The organism is Acetonema longum DSM 6540, assembly GCF_000219125.1.
GTDB lineage: Bacteria > Bacillota > Negativicutes > Sporomusales > Acetonemataceae > Acetonema > Acetonema longum.
In genome coordinates this window covers 14,909-31,507 of the sequence record NZ_AFGF01000006.1, presented here as the reverse complement: position 1 = coordinate 31,507, position 16,599 = coordinate 14,909, and the positions used below count along the sequence as shown (strand labels likewise).

Here is a 16,599-nt window from a genome sequence, read left to right as displayed (position 1 = left end):
GCTTTTTACTCCCACATTTCATCCCTCGATAGACTACAAAAAAACTACCTGATAATTTTTGAAATAATTAGTTGAAATATTTGATTAAATGCTATAAGATTTAGTTGGTAAACAAGATTTGTATATTGTATACATAATTGCTGTTTGCTGCAAACATCTTTATAAACTGTAAAGTAATTTATCAGGCGGATAATATTTGTCGCATTCTAACCAGTGTTGGGTAAGGCGGAGAACGTAAGACGTTCCTTCGGCCTAAAAATAGAGGAGGTTGAAAGTAATGGCTACCAACGCTCAAAAGTACATTGAAGAACTCTATCAGCGGGTTGTTGAACGCAATGCCAACGAACCGGAATTTCACCAAACGGTCAAGGAAGTGCTCAGTTCTTTAGTAGGTGTGCTGGAAAAGCATCCCGAATACATTGAACTGGGTATCATGGAGCGGATCGTCGAGCCGGAACGGCAATTTATCTTCCGGGTGCCTTGGATGGACGACTCCGGTAAGGTACGTGTAAACAGGGGCTTCCGGGTTCAGTTCAACAGCGCCATCGGACCATACAAGGGGGGCTTGAGATTCCATCCGTCAGTCAACCTTGGCATTATTAAATTCCTGGGATTTGAACAAACCTTCAAGGATTCACTGACCGGCCTGCCTATGGGCGGCGGCAAAGGCGGTTCCGACTTTGATCCCCGCGGCAAGTCTGATGCGGAAGTCATGCGGTTCTGTCAGAGCTTCATGACTGAGCTCTACCGCCATATTGGTCCGGATGTGGACGTGCCGGCAGGCGACCTTGGCGTAGGCGGACGGGAAATCGGTTATATGTTTGGACAATATAAACGAATTAGAGGCAGTTATGAAAACGGCGTGTTAACCGGTAAAGGCATTCCCTTTGGCGGCAGCTTGGCTCGTCCGGAAGCTACCGGCTTCGGCATCGCCTATTTCTGCCAGGAAATGCTGAAATCAAAAGGCACTTCCTTTGCGGGTAAGACTGTTGCTGTGTCCGGCTTCGGCAACGTTACCTGGGGTACGGTTAAAAAAGTGACCGAACTTGGCGGCAAGGTTGTCACCATCTCCGGACCGGACGGCTATGTTCATGATCCCGCCGGCATTAGCGGTGAAAAAATTGAGTATTTGCTCGAAATGAGAGCCTCGGGCCATGACCAGGTTGCAGATTATGCCAACAAATATGGCGTCAAATTTTATCCCGGCGAAAAACCGTGGGGAGTGAAAGTGGATATCGTTATCCCTTGTGCTACCCAGAATGAAATTCTCTTAGATGATGCAAAAAAAATCGTTGCCAATGGCATTAAATTTGTTTGCGAAGGCTCCAATATGCCTTCCACCAATGAGGCCATTGATTACATGCTGGCAAACGGCGTCTACCTTGGACCGTCTAAGGCTGCCAACGCAGGCGGCGTATCCGTTTCCGGCCTGGAAATGACCCAGAACAGCATGCGTTTGGCATGGTCGTTCGAAGAAGTCGACGCCAAACTAAAGGATATCATGCTCAATATCTATAAAAACGCCAGCGAAACGGCGGAAAAATACGGTCATAAAGACAACCTGGTTATCGGCGCCAATATCGTCGGCTTTATCAAGGTCGCTGAAGCAATGAAGGCGCAAGGTTTAGTGTAGTTAAAATAGGGGAGGGCGCACCTTGTGCGCCCTTTTTCTATTTGTATATAATCCCCTTAAAGCTTCTGCCGTCAACTTTAGCCTCGAAGGCAGCCTCCCGCCTCACCAGTCTGACATATTGGGTTTCTTGCTGAACAGGCAGACTGAGGAGCCAATCCCAATCAATTTTTCCCTGGATCTCATCGTTATAGGGAATGTGGAAGTAGCCCATATTGGTAGCTGTCAGATTGTGAAAGAAGTGACTGCCTAGAGAAGGTTCCGGACGAAGCTCTTTACGATCCACTTCCACGATGATGCGGGCCTGAGACATTTGCTCCCATGTCAGAGGGATTCCTAACCATCTATCCGTGGTTCCCATACGGCCGAAGCCAATTAGAATGCAGCGCCGGCCCGCCAGGGACAGAATTCGGTTTAACGCGCCAATTTCATTGGCGATCTGCGGGCTGTTCTGCAGTTGAAAGGTTTCAGGCTTGACAAAAATGATATCACGGATATTTTGAAAAAAGTTGTTGCCAATAGTACGCTGGCTAAAGCACCAGGAATCTTTTGGCTCATCCAGGGTAACCTGCAGCGTTTCCCGGCCAATTACCATGGGTCTGATCTGCAGAAAATTAAACTCTTTGGGTTTTGATGGATCCCTGGGAATATTGACGGCAAATTCAATTTCCACATTGGCGCCGAAGGACTTCTTGCCTAAATTCAGCAAGTCGTTAATTACTTGCGTCAGAGGCAGCTGGCCATACTTCAGGATGGGCGCAAAGGTCACCAGCTTGCGTCCCGGTTGATAAACTGTGTCATAGATGCAGTCATTTTCCGGCGAGTAGGTGCTGCCAATATACTCCAGAGTTTCATCTTTATCAGCCTGGGAAATTGGCAGTTTTTCATAGATATAGTCCTCATCAGGATGCAGTGTGATAGCGGCAGATGCTTTCAAATTGACAGCATAGAAGGCATTTTGCGATTTAGATACATATTCCTGAGGGCCGGAAATTGGTGGATTTAGCTTAGGATGAGCCGGTGAAAAGCGGTATGACCGCTCACCTTCGACAATTGCTTTTCCTAAGCCCAGCGCCAGACTCACCGTTCCTTCCTCCGGCTGCATCGGATAGTATGGATAAAAGTTGTAAGACTGGGCTACGCCGGAGATAACCGGGTAATAGAAATCGCCATGGTATTCTCCCACCAATTCCTGAATCAGGACAGCCATTTTTTCTTCCTGAATGCGAATATCCGCATTCTTGGCATATTGTACCGGAGCTGCGTAAAATACCGAGGCATATACCAGTTTCACGGCGTCTGAGAGCTGTTTGAGGCGAACGGCGGGATCGTGGTGACTATTGGGAACCACATAGGTGCGATAGATGCCGGCAAAGGGCAATACCCGCGAATCCTCCAGAATACTTGACGAACGCACGGCAAGGGGGCATTTGATATATTGGGTCAGGAGCTGCAAGTTGGCTTGGGTTGCCGACGGCAAAGAACTTTCCGTAAACTTTTGCGCGATTTCTGATTCTTTTGGATTACTGGCGATAAAAGAATGCAAGTCATTTTCTTCCATGAATTTCTCAAAAACATCACTACTAATGACAAAAGAGCGAGGCACCTTGATTTTAAGATCTTCGTATTTATCCGTCAGACTGGCTTTGACAATCATTGAATTCATGAAGGCGATGCCTCTGGCCTTGCCGCCCAAAGAGCCTGTCCCCAGCTTTATGAACGCATTATCCATATCCTTTTTGGAAAGCCCTTCGAAATCCAGGATTAAGCCGGATTGATATTTTAGAAAGTAATCATTTAAGACCTGAAGGATATAAGCCCGGACAGCGGCAATATCGCCCAAATCCTCACACTTGATATGCCGCAGCTTATCGGCGACCTCTATTTCGGCTCGGGCACGGAACCAACGAGAGAAATGATGATGGGAAGCATGATAGTACAGACTTTCGGCAGGCAGCTCGCGGATCATTTTTTCCAGACTGGTAATATCGCTTGCTTCACCAACGACCCGGCCATCAGGATATTTAAACACAAAAGAGCCAAAGCCGTAGTTGGCCAACATGAAACTACGCAAGTCCTGCATAAGATTTGATGAATTTTTATCTAAAAAATGCACCTGCAATGCCTCGGCTTTTTCGGCATTTTCGAGTTCTTCCGACTGCAGCAAAAACGGAAAGTCTGTTATCATGTTGCGCATTTGCTTTGCCAGTTCCAAACCGGCTGAAGGATCTAACACCCCATTCCTGGGAAACCTCACATCAGAGATGACCCCCAGCAGGTTATAGCGATAGGTAGTGATAATCTCCATTGCTTCTTCATAGGTTTCCGCGAGAAGAATTTTCGGCCTCAGACGTACTCGCAGCAATCCGTGGCTGACATTCATAGCATGCAGCAGCAAACAGCGAATCTGAGTCAAAATTTCCGTATAGATAATCGGCAAAATCTGTGAGTAATACACCGGAGAATCTTCAACCACTAAAATAGCCTGAACTCCCAGTTTGCTGTCGGCTGCCACATTTTTCTGGTCTTCTATATATTTGATGATTGCTAATAACACTTTATTATCGCCAGACCAGTGAAACACCCGGTTAATGCAAGGCGTGGCCCGGAGTTTGGCAATCATCTCCGGTGTCAGGCGATCATAAGAAAGCATGACAATGGGGATGGCTGGGTACGTTTCATATATTTTTGTTTCAACCTCAAAGGAACTCATGTCACTGATACGCGACATGGTAATGACCAGGTGGATGGAACCCTTTTCAAGCTCGACAAAAGCTTCTTCGCTGTTGGCTACCCAATGGATCCTGGGTATAAAAGGGATGCTCAGGTCGTTAAAATGGTGATAGATCTGTTCGGCTAACTGTCCGTCTTCCTCTAGGACATAGGCATCATATTCCGTAGATATCAGCAGAATTTCGGTAACCCGGAATTTCATCAGGTCATGGATGCCCGAAAAACGGGTTTTCAAATCAACGGATTTTCCCATATTAATCCGTCCTCACTTTCCTGTTTCGCAAAATTTTTCATTAAAATGATTGAGTTAATATTCAGTATATAATAAATACAGCTGGTTTTAAAGCATGTCACTTCGGAAAGCCGGGAGAAATAATTAAGGCATCCGCTTTTTTGCGGATGCCTTAATTATTTAAACAGAAAGATTACAGCCGGCCGCTGGAATTCAGCACAGCATTAATCTTATGTTTCACCATATTTTTAATGGCTTCCCTGGCCGGTTTTAGATATTGACGCGGATCGAAATCACCCGGATTGTGGGCGAAGTGTTCGCGGATGGAGGCAGTCATGGCCAGGCGCAGGTCGGTGTCGATGTTGATTTTGCAGACCCCCAGTTTACCGGCCTGTTTGAGCATTTCTTCCGGTACGCCTTGAGCACCGTCGATCTTGCCGCCATATTGATTGCACTTGGCGACGAATTCAGGCAGCACGGTGGAGGCGCCGTGGAGGACTAAGGGGAATTCAGGCAACAGGTTCGAGATTTTTTCCAGACGGGCAAAGTCCAAAGAGGGCTCGCCTTTAAACTTATAGGCGCCATGGCTGGTGCCTATGGCAATGGCCAACGAGTCTACACCGGTGCGCTCCACAAATTCCACTGCCTGGTCCGGATCGGTGTAAGAAGCGTCTTTGCTGGAAACCTTGACAGCATCCTCTACGCCGGCCAAACGGCCCAGTTCGGCTTCCACTGTAACGCCTCGGGCGTGAGCGTATTCTACGACTTTTTTGGTTACTGTAATATTTTCTTCAAAAGGAAATTTCGAGCCGTCAATCATCACGGAGGTAAAACCGCCGTCAATGCAGCTTTTGCAGATTTCAAAATCTTCACCATGATCTAAATGCAGGCAAATGGGCAGACCGGAATCTTCTACTGCGGCTTCTGCTAATTTCATTAAATAGATATGTCTGGCGTACTTTCTGGCGCCGGCCGATACCTGGAGAATAAGGGGAGATTGTTCTTCTTTGGCGGCGTCAACAATTCCCTGAATGATTTCCATATTGTTGACGTTAAAGGCGCCGATGGCATATTTGCCTTCATAGGCTTTGCGGAACATTTCTTTGGACGTAACAAGCGGCATTATGAACCCTCCTAAGCTGATATATGCAGATTTATTATAGCATATATCAGGCAAAAATAGTTAAAAAGTATGGTGATATACACGAACATTTCGCATTAGTCAGACTAATTTTAACAGTTCCTGCATGTCCGGCGGCATGGAAGAACTAACCTGAATAGCCTTTCCCGAAATGGGGTGAAGCAATTCAAGTTTAGCGGCGTGCAGAGCCTGGCGGTCTATTTTTTCTTCTGATCCGCCATAGAGATCGTCGCCAAGCAGGGGATGCCCGATATAGGCCATGTGCACGCGGATTTGATGAGTACGGCCGGTAATCAGTTTAAGAGATACTAACGTAGCTGTTGCAAAACGCTGCAGCACTCGGAAATGGGTGACGGCGCTTTGCCCGTCCGGATGGATGATTCGCTGGATGATGCTGTCTGGGTGACGCTGAATCGGAGCGTCGATGATGCCGCTCTCGGATATGACAGAGCCGCCGGCGATGGCCAGGTATTCTTTGGTGATTTTCTCAGGATTATTGAGCAGGCGGTGTATGTTAGCCTGTTTGGCAATTAACACCAACCCGGATGTATTCTTATCCAGCCTGGTTACCGGGTGAAAATCATAGAGAAGATTCTGCTGCTGATAATAGAATAAAACGGCGTTGGCCAGGGTGCCTGTTTCCAGTTTTACGGTGGGATGGACCAGCATTCCGGCCGGTTTGTCCGCAATTAGAAGGGAGTCATCTTCGTATACAATGGACAATGGCCCGGGGCGTGGTACAATAGCCGGCTTATTGGCGGCAAAATCAACGGTAATGTGATCGCCGGCTGATACCGGTGTCATTAGTGAGGCAATCGCATTGTTGATGTAAATTGTGCCGGATCTCTTCATTTTTCGCTTTTGCGTCTGAGATATCCCCAAGCGGGTCAGGCAATGAATGAGCGGGACCATGTGAATTCCTGCAGGCACAGAGACGACGATCATGACAAAGCTCCTGTCGTATTGGATTTACTGATAGTTTAGTTTTCTTCTTTTTCCTGTGATAATCCTTGTAAAAAGATAAACTGCCTTGCAAAAGGCAGTTTCCGCAATTAAAGCAGAGTTTCCACCATGGCGATGAGTTCCACTAAATGCTTGCGTTCCATACTCATTGATTCATTTAAGTAGTCGCTGATGGGGCGGGCATGCCAGCTATATATTTGTCTGATGCGACGATGGCGTCGAACTAAAGCTGCGCTAAGTAATGAAAGCAAAAGCGGTCTTACATGTTGCCGTTCGACTTCGCCAGAATTGGACTCTTCGCGAAAGGATAAACCATGTTGCTGCAAGATTGATGCTATGGCCTCATCATGCATTGAGATCAAATGAATGGCATCCAGATAGGCATTCCAGTGTTCTAAGGCCATATTTTCCAGGCTGTCCCGCATGGTTCCGGTAGCCTCTTCACGAGCCGCAAGAACGCTTCGCATGAGTTCCAACTGGTCAATTGCTTCTTCGTGCAGCATTTTCATGTGTTCAATATCAATTGCAGCCGGTTTGCGCAGAAAGTTCATGGCGCCATTTCACCATTCCTTGAACAGAATCTTATGGCTGCGGCAGGCATCTAAAACAGACGGTGGTGGCCTTTAAAGGGAGCGATAAACCGCAGCATTTTCATGGGAATATGCAGGGATGTAGCGCAGCCGCGGACCACTACGTTTACGATGATAAAGTCGCACCCTACAAAGCAGAGAGTCCCGCAGAAAGTTTCGCGCCTGCAAATACGGGCGTCAACCGAGAATAAAATCTCATTGCCTAACAGGCACAAGATACGGTCTCTGAGGCTTTCCGTGACATGCGATTTACAACCTGTCGCATCTTCAAACATCATGTCTTTAGGCATGCAATCACAAAGATCTTTATCTTCTTCATGATACCAATGCGGATATTTGCAATCCATAAAACTGTACGACCTCCTTTATTTCCATTCTGAATTTTTGATTCTTCATATTGCACATAATCCTAGGTTCTACCTGATACATCATATGAAAAGCCGAAACATAATGCTACATTCGTTAACGGACTATATTTTAATCCAACTGCTCTATTACACCTAAAACTTCGTGTTCCTGTGCGAGGTTTTCCGCTCAGCTTCGTTGTTGTCGTCGCCTTACATAGTCCGATATGCGCGGCTCCGCCACCTTGTTGAGCAAAAAATCTCGCACAATTCATCCCTGAAATTTTAGGGATAGCAGAGCACTAGGAAGGGATTGGCGCAATTGACACAGAATATTTTATCAACAGACCTATAGGGGAGAGATGCCGGTGGCGGTAAATGCGAGCTTTGTGGTATGGGGGCTATTGTTTGGCTGGATGCTCATGCCGCGAATTGGAAAGCCTTATGCGGAAAACAACATATCTGCGATATCTTATGTGGTTGCTTTGTCTTTAGGACTAGGGTTCATTTACAGGCTAAATTATCATTTACAAGTAAAGTTTTTTTTGATGGGTATGATTTTTCAATATGTGCTGTATTTGATTTATAAACTGATTCGCTTTGTTTTTGGCAAGGTAAGCCATAGTGAATAAGTCAGGAAGGCCGGTGTGAAACTATCAGAAGGTATCCCAGTGAGAATAACACGGATAGCTTGCAGCAGTCCCGTAGTTCATAGATGGAAGGATGTTGGGGATGGCGAAAGATTGTTCCTTTGATATTGTATCGGAAGTGGATATGCAGGAAGTGGATAATGCCGTAAATCAAACCGTAAAAGAGATCAGTCAGAGATTTGACTTCCGCGGCAGTAAGTCGGAGGTCAGCTTGGAGGGAGAACAGGTAAAAGTCATTGGCGACGATGATTACAAATTAAAAAGCGTCATTGATGTATTGCAAACCAAAGTCGTCAAACGTGGACTTTCCTTAAAAAATCTGGATTACGGCAAAATCGAACCGGCAGCCCAGGGAACAGTGCGGCAGATGATTACAATTAAACGGGGTATCGACAAGGAAAAAGCAAAACAAATTGTTGCTGCTGTGAAAGATTCTAAATTAAAAGTGCAGGCTCAGATCATGGATGATCAGGTTCGTGTATCCGGTAAAAATATCGATGATTTGCAAAATGTGATGGCTAAGTTAAAGCAGGCGGACTTTGGTATTGAATTGCAGTTTGTAAACTATAGGTCTTAACTCCCGTTATTGGGAGTTTTTTATTTGATTTTTTGTTTTGCCGCTCTTTTTTGGAAAAAGGTCTGGTGAGTGGGCTTTTTTTCCGTTACAATAGAAAGAGAATTCCAATGAAAGGTGGAACAGCTATGGCGCACAGCGAGTTAGAACTAGATTCACTGCAACCTGCGCAGGACTTATCAAAGGAAAAAGATGGCAGCAGAGAACACATGGAAGTCAGGTACTATAATCGCCTGGAAAAAATAGAACGTTGGCGCAAAGAATTTCAGCACAATAAAGAGGTAGAAGAAGAACTGGCTGCGGTCAGCAAACTGGATTTTTCACCTCAGGACTATACGGCCGCGTTGGAAAGAGTACCATTCAAAGAACCGCCTATCCCTAATTTTGATTATTTGCGGGATGAGAGCCGCACTGCAACGGAAAAGAAATATTCCATCCCCATTATGAGTAAGGTAGGAGTTTTAGCACTTTTAGTTATTAGCCTGTTTGTGGTGCCGGATATCATCATTTTCGCCGTGGCAGGGGGATTGGCGGCTCTCGTTTCAGTATGGCTCTACTTTACGATTCAAGACCGCAGCAAGGCTTTAGTACAGGCTTTGGCCGAAGCGGACGAGGAGATTGAAAAACGCACCCAGCTGGAAATCGAATTAATCCAGGCAGCTCGCGTCCAGCATGATGAAGATGAGGATGAAAGGATTAACGCCATTGAACGGTTGCTGGCGGGGGAACCTGACGCTATTATGCTCCGGTTATACGAGACTCTTTCTCAGGTTGGCTTTCCCTTTACAGTGGATCTTGATATCGACATGCATGCGAACGTCCCTTTGCTTAAGATATGGCTTCCGGCAAAATCCATCATACCCGGACAAACCTGCAGTTTGGCTCCGTCCGGGCGCATTAATTATGAAGACAAAGAAGTCAGACAAATTAACAAGCAATATATGGAGTTGTGTTCTGCCGTAACCATGCGAATGATCGCTTTCATTTATGAAAATATCCCGGCCTTTGATCTGGGTTATGCCAATGGCATGGTCCGGGATACTATGGATGATTCCTGCGTATTGGCTCTAAAGTTTGACCGGCAGACCGTTACGGATGCCTGTAACGCTTCCACTGCTTTGGCAGCGCTGCAAATGACACAAGTGACCTTCAACAGTGATAATAATCTCAGCTTTACGCCGGTTGAACCGATTTACCCCGACGAATGGGAAGGGGTTGAACAGCAGATGTTGAGGAGCGCTAAATTTAAAGTGAGATAAGAAATGAAATCAAATAAATAAAATAATTAATTTACATTACATATTAAGAAGGAATCTTTATTTGTAACGTATAATATAGATAAATATAGTTTAATTTAGTCTTGTAAGAAGAAAGAAGGAGGAATCTAGTGTGAAATTGGCTGATGTATTGAAAAGTGCCGATTGGAAAACAGAAAAACACGTACCGGTGATTGAAGCTCCCGACTGTGTGAAAGCAGGGGAGAAAGCCGTTGTAACGGTGTCGGTTGGCAAGGAAATTGCGCATCCCAACACTACTGAACACCATATCCGGTGGATTCGGTTATATTTTAAGCCAGATAGCGGCAATTTTGTCTATGACCTGGGGTATTTTGAATTTAATGCTCACGGCGAATCAACCGAAGGAGCAAATAAGGGGCCGGTATATACGGAACCGGCAGGGCAGGTTACAGCCAAACTGCAGTCCTCTGGTACACTCTTGGCGGTTTCTTATTGCAATATACATGGCATATGGGAAAGTTCAAAACCGATCACAGTAGAATAGAATGTAGGAAGTCGATACAAACAGGACCTCTCATCTGCGGGGGTCCTGTTATATTTTTTCATTTAATGTACATTACCAGGAGGAATTTGTGTTCTTGCAAAGAATAAATAATGCTATCGCTGTAATTTATGGCAATGATTTCAGAATCTAGTGGAGCTGTAAGGAGGAAATAGAGGAAGATGGCGCTGATCGTAAAAAAATTCGGGGGAAGTTCGGTGGCGACGACGGCTAAGATCATGGCGGTAGCTGAGCGGGTGTTGCGGGAAAAAGCACCGGATGATAAAATTGTACTAGTCGTATCAGCTATGGGGGATACAACCGACGAACTCTTGGATTTAGCCGGGCAAATCAGCCCACATCCTAACTCTCGGGAAATGGACATGCTGTTAGCTACCGGTGAGCAGGTGTCGGTCGCATTGCTGGCCATGGCTTTTCAACAACTGGGATCAGTTTCCGTATCCCTAACCGGTCCTCAGGCCGGGGTTATGACCAATTCAGTTTATTCCAAGGCCAGAATTCTGGATGTAAAACCGGACAGGATTAAGTCGGAACTGGCGAAAGGGCGGATTGTCATCGTCGCCGGGTTTCAAGGCCTGTCTCCTGAGGGCGACATTACCACTTTAGGCCGGGGCGGTTCGGATACCACAGCAGTCGCCATTGCCGGTGCTTTGCGAGCAGATTCCTGTGAAATATTCACTGACGTGGACGGAGTCTATTCCGCCGACCCCCGGGTGGTAAAAGCCGCCCGGCGCATGAAGGAAATCACGCATAATGAAATGCTGGAAATGGCCAGACTAGGGGCAGTGGTCATGCAGCCCCGATCGGTGGAAATGGGAAAACATTACGGTGTGCCCATTCATGTTCGTTCTACTTTTACCCAAGAGGCAGGCACAATTATTAGGGAGGAGTATACGATGCAAGAACGCGAGTTTATTATCAGGGGCGTAACCCATGATACCAATGTGGCAAAAATAGCTATTCTTGGCGTGCCGGACCGTCCCGGTATCGCGCATAAGATCTTTTCAGCCCTTGCCAATGCGGCGATTGACGTGGACATGATCGTACAAAGCATACGAAACTCGGACCAACATATTAATGATATCGTATTTACCATTGCCAAAGCGGATTTGGCCAAGGCCAAAGGCTTAGCGGAGCAGGCTACCAAGGATATGGGCGTACTCAGAGTGGTCGTGGAGGATAATGTGGCCAAAGTATCGGTGGTGGGCGCGGGAATGTACGGCAGTCCCGGTATTGCGGCGACAATGTTCGGTGCTTTGGCGGAGGCCGGCATTAACATTGAAGTCATCAGCACATCGGAAATCAGTATATCCTGTTTAATTCAAGCCGATCAGGTAAAAGACGCGGTGAACGCAATTCATAGCCGCTTTTTTCAGGGATAATCATAAGGGAAAAGAAGTGCCTTGCGGCACTTTTTTTATTTAGACAGAAAGAAACTCCGCCAAACAGGCTTTTTTTATTATAGGATATATTTACATAAAAAAATTATTAGAAACATGAAGGAGTTATGTAAATAGAGACGAATATTATTATGTAAATCACATAGGGGGTAACTCATAAACAGTTGCCCTGTCTGGTATCTTGAGGCGAGGAATGCACAGGAGGCAACACGGTCACTTCTGCGTATCCTCCTCAATATCCGGCATGTGAATGATTCCGTTCCTTTCTGTTTCCTTTCCGGTTTCGGCCCCTACGCATACCAGATTTCCCAACGTATCCGGAATCTATGTCGCAGCCATATATAAAGTTGAGGAGGAAAACAGAAATGCAGAAAAAACTTTTAACTGCCGCTATCCTGGCATCCCTGACCCTGTCTGCTACTGCAGCTTTTGCCGCTGCACCTACTCTTTCCGGTGACGCTCGAATTGAATACCGTAACGAAGATGCAAGTGATAACCACCTGACCAATCGCATCCGCCTGAATGTGGATGCCCAAATTGACGATACTTTCTATGTCCACGGCCGCGCTAGATATGATAATGACATGCGGGAAAACAACGGTGGCGTCATGACCTTTGACCAGGCATATATCGGTGCCGCCATGGAAAACGCTGATTTGAGAGTGGGACGCCAGTCCCTGAGCATCGGTCAAGGCCTGTTAATGGATGATGACAACTTCAGCGGCGCTCAATTGAATACCGCTATTAACAACCTGAATGTAAAAGGTTTCTATGGTAAAGACCCCTCTGATACAAAAACCTCATTCATTGATCTGGGAACTTCCTTCCGTGGCCTGAACATTGGCGGCAGCTACCTGAAAGAGGATGACAAATACTACGGCTTCAACCTTGGCGCCAATGTGGCTCCCAATGTTGCCCTGAATGTTGAAGTTGCCAAAAACGATACTCAGGATGCGAACGGATTCCTGGCAGAAGTGGCTATAGGACAGGCTGTGAAGAAAGGTGATTTCTTGACGGCGATTTCTTACCGTGACGTAGACGAATACGCTCTGACTCCGTTTAGCACTGACGGCGCTTATGACAATTCCAAAGGCTTCCGGATCAAAGGCGCTTACAAAGTTTCCGATACAGCAACATTGACCGCTTACCAGGACATTGCCGAAGATCAGGACGGTGCTGATAAAGACCGGACCAATGTCGAATTCAGCGTCAACTTCTAGGAGACCGTTGAAAAAGGCCCATCTGCGTCGTTACTCCTGCGGGCGGGCGTTCGACATACCCTCCCGAACGTACAGTCTCACGCCTGTCCTCGTCGCGCCTAGCACCTGAATCTTTTTGAACGGTCCCAGATTCTAGGCCGCGGATGAGTTTTACGACAGGATTCCAATTGGGAAAGATTGCATAGATCAAAACGGGATGGCTTATGATAGCCATCCCGTCTTTCCATTATATTGCACACATATTAAAATAATAAATAGCCATTCTATAAATGGGCCCAAAAATTTTTTTGTAAATGGAGGTTTGCGTAATGTCAAGGAGCAGAAAACCGGTAAACCCTTCAGCGCAAAAGGCTCTTGATCAGTTGAAATTGGAGACGGCGTCGGAAATCGGATTGACTGATTATCAGAATACGAATAAAGGTACCTTGACTTCGGCTGACAATGGACGAGTCGGCGGACAGATGGTCCGCAAGATGATCCAGAGTCAAGAACAAAAGTTTTCCGGAAAATAATCTAGGATACTCGCTGCATAAGCAGGCCTTCCGGCCTGCTTTATCATTTTTTGGCTATTCAGTAAATCCAGACAGGAGATTCGCAATCGACCACGAAATAATGCTAATTAAAAGGGATTGCATTCTGATGCTGCCTGATAATAAAAGGGAGTGCATACATATTGCAGACAGTATTAATTAAAAATTTAGGAAAGTTTGCAGGGCAAGAAGTAACTGTAAAAGGTTGGCTGTATAATGTGCGGTCCTCCGGCAAAATCATGTTTTTGATGGTGCGGGACGGCAGCGGCCTTCTGCAGGGGGTTTTAGCCAAAAAGGATGTGCCGGAAACTGTTTTTGAACAGGCTAAGCAGCTGACCCAGGAAAGTTCATTGGCAATAACCGGTACGGTACAGGAAGAACCGCGGGCGCAAGGCGGTTATGAAATGCATATTACCCATCTGGAGATTGTTGCAACAGCGGAGGAGTACCCGATCACTCATAAGGAGCACGGGGTTGACTTCCTGGCGGAACGGCGGCATCTGTGGATTCGCACCCCCCGGCAAAATGCAATATTGCGCATCCGGTCAGAAATTGAACATGCCTTCCGGGATTTTTTCTATCAGCAGGACTTTGTTCTGGCTGATGCGCCGATTATCACACCGGCTGCCTGCGAAGGGACTACGACTCTGTTTGAACTGGATTATCACGGTGAGAAGGCCTTTTTATCCCAGAGCGGTCAATTGTACAACGAAGCGAATGCGATGGCTCTGGGACGAATATACTGTTTCGGACCTACTTTCCGGGCGGAGAAGTCCAAGACCCGGCGCCACCTGATGGAGTTTTGGATGATCGAAGCCGAGATGGCCTATTTTGAGCTGGATGACAATATGGCGCTGCAGGAAGAGATGGTTTGCTATGTAGTCCAGCGGGTGCTGGAGCGCTGTCAGCGGGAATTAAAGGTTCTGGGCCGGGATCTGTCCAAGCTGGAAGCCATCAAGATGCCCTTCCCGCGCATTAGTTATACTGAAGCGGTGGAAATTTTAAAAAAAGCCGGGGAGCCGTTTGTTTGGGGCGATGATTTTGGCGCGCCCCATGAGACGATCATTTCCAGCCAATTTGACGCGCCGGTTTTCGTACATCGCTATCCCACCGAAATCAAAGCATTTTATATGAAGCCGGATCCGAATGATCCCAAAGTAGTTTTGGGTGCGGATCTTCTGGCGCCGGAAGGATACGGCGAGGTGATCGGCGGCGGGCAGCGCATCGACGACTTAAAGCTCTTGGAACAGCGAATTGCGGAACATAAGCTGCCCCAGGAAGCCTTCGAGTGGTATTTGGATCTGCGCCGCTACGGCAGTGTGCCCCATTCCGGCTTTGGCCTGGGCATAGAGAGAACAGTGGCTTGGCTATGCGGACTGGATCATATCCGGGAGACGATACCGTTTCCGAGGATGCTGCACAAAATGTATCCCTAAGGGAACCGTTAAAAAAGGCCCATCTGCGTCAATTCAGCCTCACGCGGGCGGGTTCAGGTAGGAGTTCTAAAATAATTTGATTGATAAAAACGGAGGGGGATTGTGCTATGACAATGAGTATGGCCGCATCTCATGCAAAGGGGAAATTTGCAACCGATAATATATTTGACGCCAATGCGGCGGCGGTGAAGGCCGCAGTGCAATTTGGCAAGGACAAAGTAACGAATGCTACCATTGGCGCGCTTTTGGATGATAATGAGGTGCTGGTCTGCCTGCCGACAGTGGAAAAAGTGCTGCGCAACCTGCCGGTGGAAGAACTGATCAATTATGCTCCCATTGCCGGCCTGCCGGATTATTTGGATGCAGTCATTGACCTGGCTGTTGACATTCACCGGCCGGAAGCCTATATCAAAGCGATTGCCACTTCTGGTGGTTCAGGGGTAATACACCATACGATCTGGAATTATACTGAAATCGGTGACACAGTCCTGACTACCGACTGGTTCTGGGGTCCCTACCGAGTTCTCTGCCAGGATGCGCTGCGGAAATTGGATACCTTTACTATGTTTGACGAGCAGCAGCATTTTAATATGGTCTCCTTCCAGGAAAAAGTAACGGCATTGTTGGCCAAACAGGACAGCCTGGTCATTATCCTGAATTCACCGGCCCACAATCCTACCGGCTACAGCCTGTCCGATGCGGAATGGGCCCAGGTATTAAATCTGTGTAAAGAAATTGCCCAGGATAAGAGCAAGAAAATTATTTTGGATGTAGACATTGCCTATCTTGATTTTGCCGGAGAAAAAGCTGCCAGCCGCAGCTTCATGAAACAGTTTGGCGGTTTGCCGGAAAATATTCTGGTCATTCTCGGCTACAGCATGTCGAAAAGTTTCACCGCCTATGGACAAAGGGTCGGGGCCATGATCGGAGTTTCTTCCAGTAAAGATGTAATCGATGAATTTGTAAATATCAACCAGTATTCATCCCGTGCCACCTGGTCGAATATCAACCGGGGCGCCATGCGAATGCTGGCTACGATATACAAGGATAAGTCGCTGCTGGCTCAGGTTGATGCCGAACGTAACCGGGGTTATCAAATGATCCAGGAAAGAGCCGGCATTTTTACCCGGGAAGCCAAAGCCGCAAATTTGAAAATGCTGCCGTTCTTTGGCGGCTATTTCCTGACCATACCGGTGAATAATCCGGCTGCTGTCTGTGACAAACTCCATGAGGACAATATTTTCGCCGTTCCCTTGGCCCAAGGAATCCGTATTGCTGTTTGCGCCGTTACTTCCCGCAAGATTACCGGTATGGCGGCAGCTGTGGCCAAAGCTAAGGCAGCGGTTGACTGAACAG

The 16,599-nt window shown here is 46.9% G+C and carries 15 protein-coding genes; 10 read left to right on the top strand and 5 right to left on the bottom strand.

Features of this window, described 5'->3' with window-relative positions:
* Positions 1-277: 277 nt before the first annotated feature.
* A complete protein-coding gene (gene gdhA, locus ALO_RS00420; protein ID WP_004091701.1) occupies positions 278-1,633 on the top strand; it encodes an NADP-specific glutamate dehydrogenase in 1,356 nt (451 codons plus the stop codon).
* Positions 1,634-1,670: 37 nt separating this feature from the next.
* Here gdhA and ALO_RS00415 read toward each other — a convergent pair whose 3' ends face one another.
* From ALO_RS00415 to ALO_RS00395, 5 genes are all read right to left on the bottom strand, one after another.
* Positions 1,671-4,616: a PEP/pyruvate-binding domain-containing protein gene (locus tag ALO_RS00415; protein ID WP_004091700.1), complete on the bottom strand. Its 2,946-nt coding sequence runs from the start codon at positions 4,614-4,616 to the stop codon at positions 1,671-1,673.
* A gap of 172 nt (positions 4,617-4,788) precedes the next feature.
* A complete protein-coding gene (fba, locus tag ALO_RS00410) occupies positions 4,789-5,718 on the bottom strand; it encodes a class II fructose-1,6-bisphosphate aldolase (protein WP_004091698.1) in 930 nt (309 codons plus the stop codon).
* Positions 5,719-5,817: 99 nt separating this feature from the next.
* Positions 5,818-6,681 carry an RluA family pseudouridine synthase gene (locus tag ALO_RS00405; protein ID WP_004091696.1) on the bottom strand — a complete coding sequence of 288 codons (864 nt, stop codon included), beginning with the start codon at positions 6,679-6,681 and terminating at the stop codon, positions 5,818-5,820.
* Between the two features lie 107 nt (positions 6,682-6,788).
* On the bottom strand, positions 6,789-7,250 hold the full coding sequence (locus ALO_RS22685) for a hypothetical protein (RefSeq protein ID WP_004091694.1): 462 nt from the start codon (positions 7,248-7,250) through the stop codon (positions 6,789-6,791).
* Positions 7,251-7,300: 50 nt separating this feature from the next.
* Positions 7,301-7,636 (bottom strand): hypothetical protein, encoded by a 336-nt coding sequence (locus ALO_RS00395; protein WP_004091691.1) that lies wholly within the window; start codon positions 7,634-7,636, stop codon positions 7,301-7,303.
* 365 nt (positions 7,637-8,001) lie between these two features.
* On the opposite strand from ALO_RS00395, the gene ALO_RS00390 reads away from it, so the two are divergent.
* From ALO_RS00390 to ALO_RS00350, 9 genes are all read left to right on the top strand, one after another.
* A complete protein-coding gene (locus ALO_RS00390; protein ID WP_139025282.1) occupies positions 8,002-8,265 on the top strand; it encodes a hypothetical protein in 264 nt (87 codons plus the stop codon).
* A gap of 100 nt (positions 8,266-8,365) precedes the next feature.
* Positions 8,366-8,860, top strand: a complete 495-nt coding sequence (locus ALO_RS00385; RefSeq protein WP_004091688.1) for a YajQ family cyclic di-GMP-binding protein — start codon at positions 8,366-8,368, stop codon at positions 8,858-8,860.
* 125 nt (positions 8,861-8,985) lie between these two features.
* A complete protein-coding gene (locus tag ALO_RS00380; protein WP_004091687.1) occupies positions 8,986-10,116 on the top strand; it encodes a hypothetical protein in 1,131 nt (376 codons plus the stop codon).
* A 130-nt stretch (positions 10,117-10,246) separates the two neighbouring features.
* Positions 10,247-10,639, top strand: a complete 393-nt coding sequence (locus ALO_RS00375; protein WP_004091686.1) for a class II SORL domain-containing protein — start codon at positions 10,247-10,249, stop codon at positions 10,637-10,639.
* Between the two features lie 179 nt (positions 10,640-10,818).
* Positions 10,819-12,039: an aspartate kinase gene (locus ALO_RS00370; protein ID WP_004091684.1), complete on the top strand. Its 1,221-nt coding sequence runs from the start codon at positions 10,819-10,821 to the stop codon at positions 12,037-12,039.
* A gap of 383 nt (positions 12,040-12,422) precedes the next feature.
* Entirely contained in the window at positions 12,423-13,277 is an 855-nt protein-coding gene (locus ALO_RS00365; RefSeq protein ID WP_004091682.1) for a porin, read from the top strand.
* A 308-nt stretch (positions 13,278-13,585) separates the two neighbouring features.
* On the top strand, positions 13,586-13,789 hold the full coding sequence (locus ALO_RS00360) for an alpha/beta-type small acid-soluble spore protein (RefSeq protein ID WP_004091680.1): 204 nt from the start codon (positions 13,586-13,588) through the stop codon (positions 13,787-13,789).
* A 161-nt stretch (positions 13,790-13,950) separates the two neighbouring features.
* The gene (gene asnS / locus ALO_RS00355; RefSeq protein ID WP_004091679.1) at positions 13,951-15,243 is read left to right on the top strand and encodes an asparagine--tRNA ligase; all 1,293 of its coding nucleotides are present in this window, start codon (positions 13,951-13,953) and stop codon (positions 15,241-15,243) included.
* Between the two features lie 107 nt (positions 15,244-15,350).
* Positions 15,351-16,595 (top strand): pyridoxal phosphate-dependent aminotransferase, encoded by a 1,245-nt coding sequence (locus ALO_RS00350; protein WP_004091678.1) that lies wholly within the window; start codon positions 15,351-15,353, stop codon positions 16,593-16,595.
* Positions 16,596-16,599: the final 4 nt, after the last annotated feature.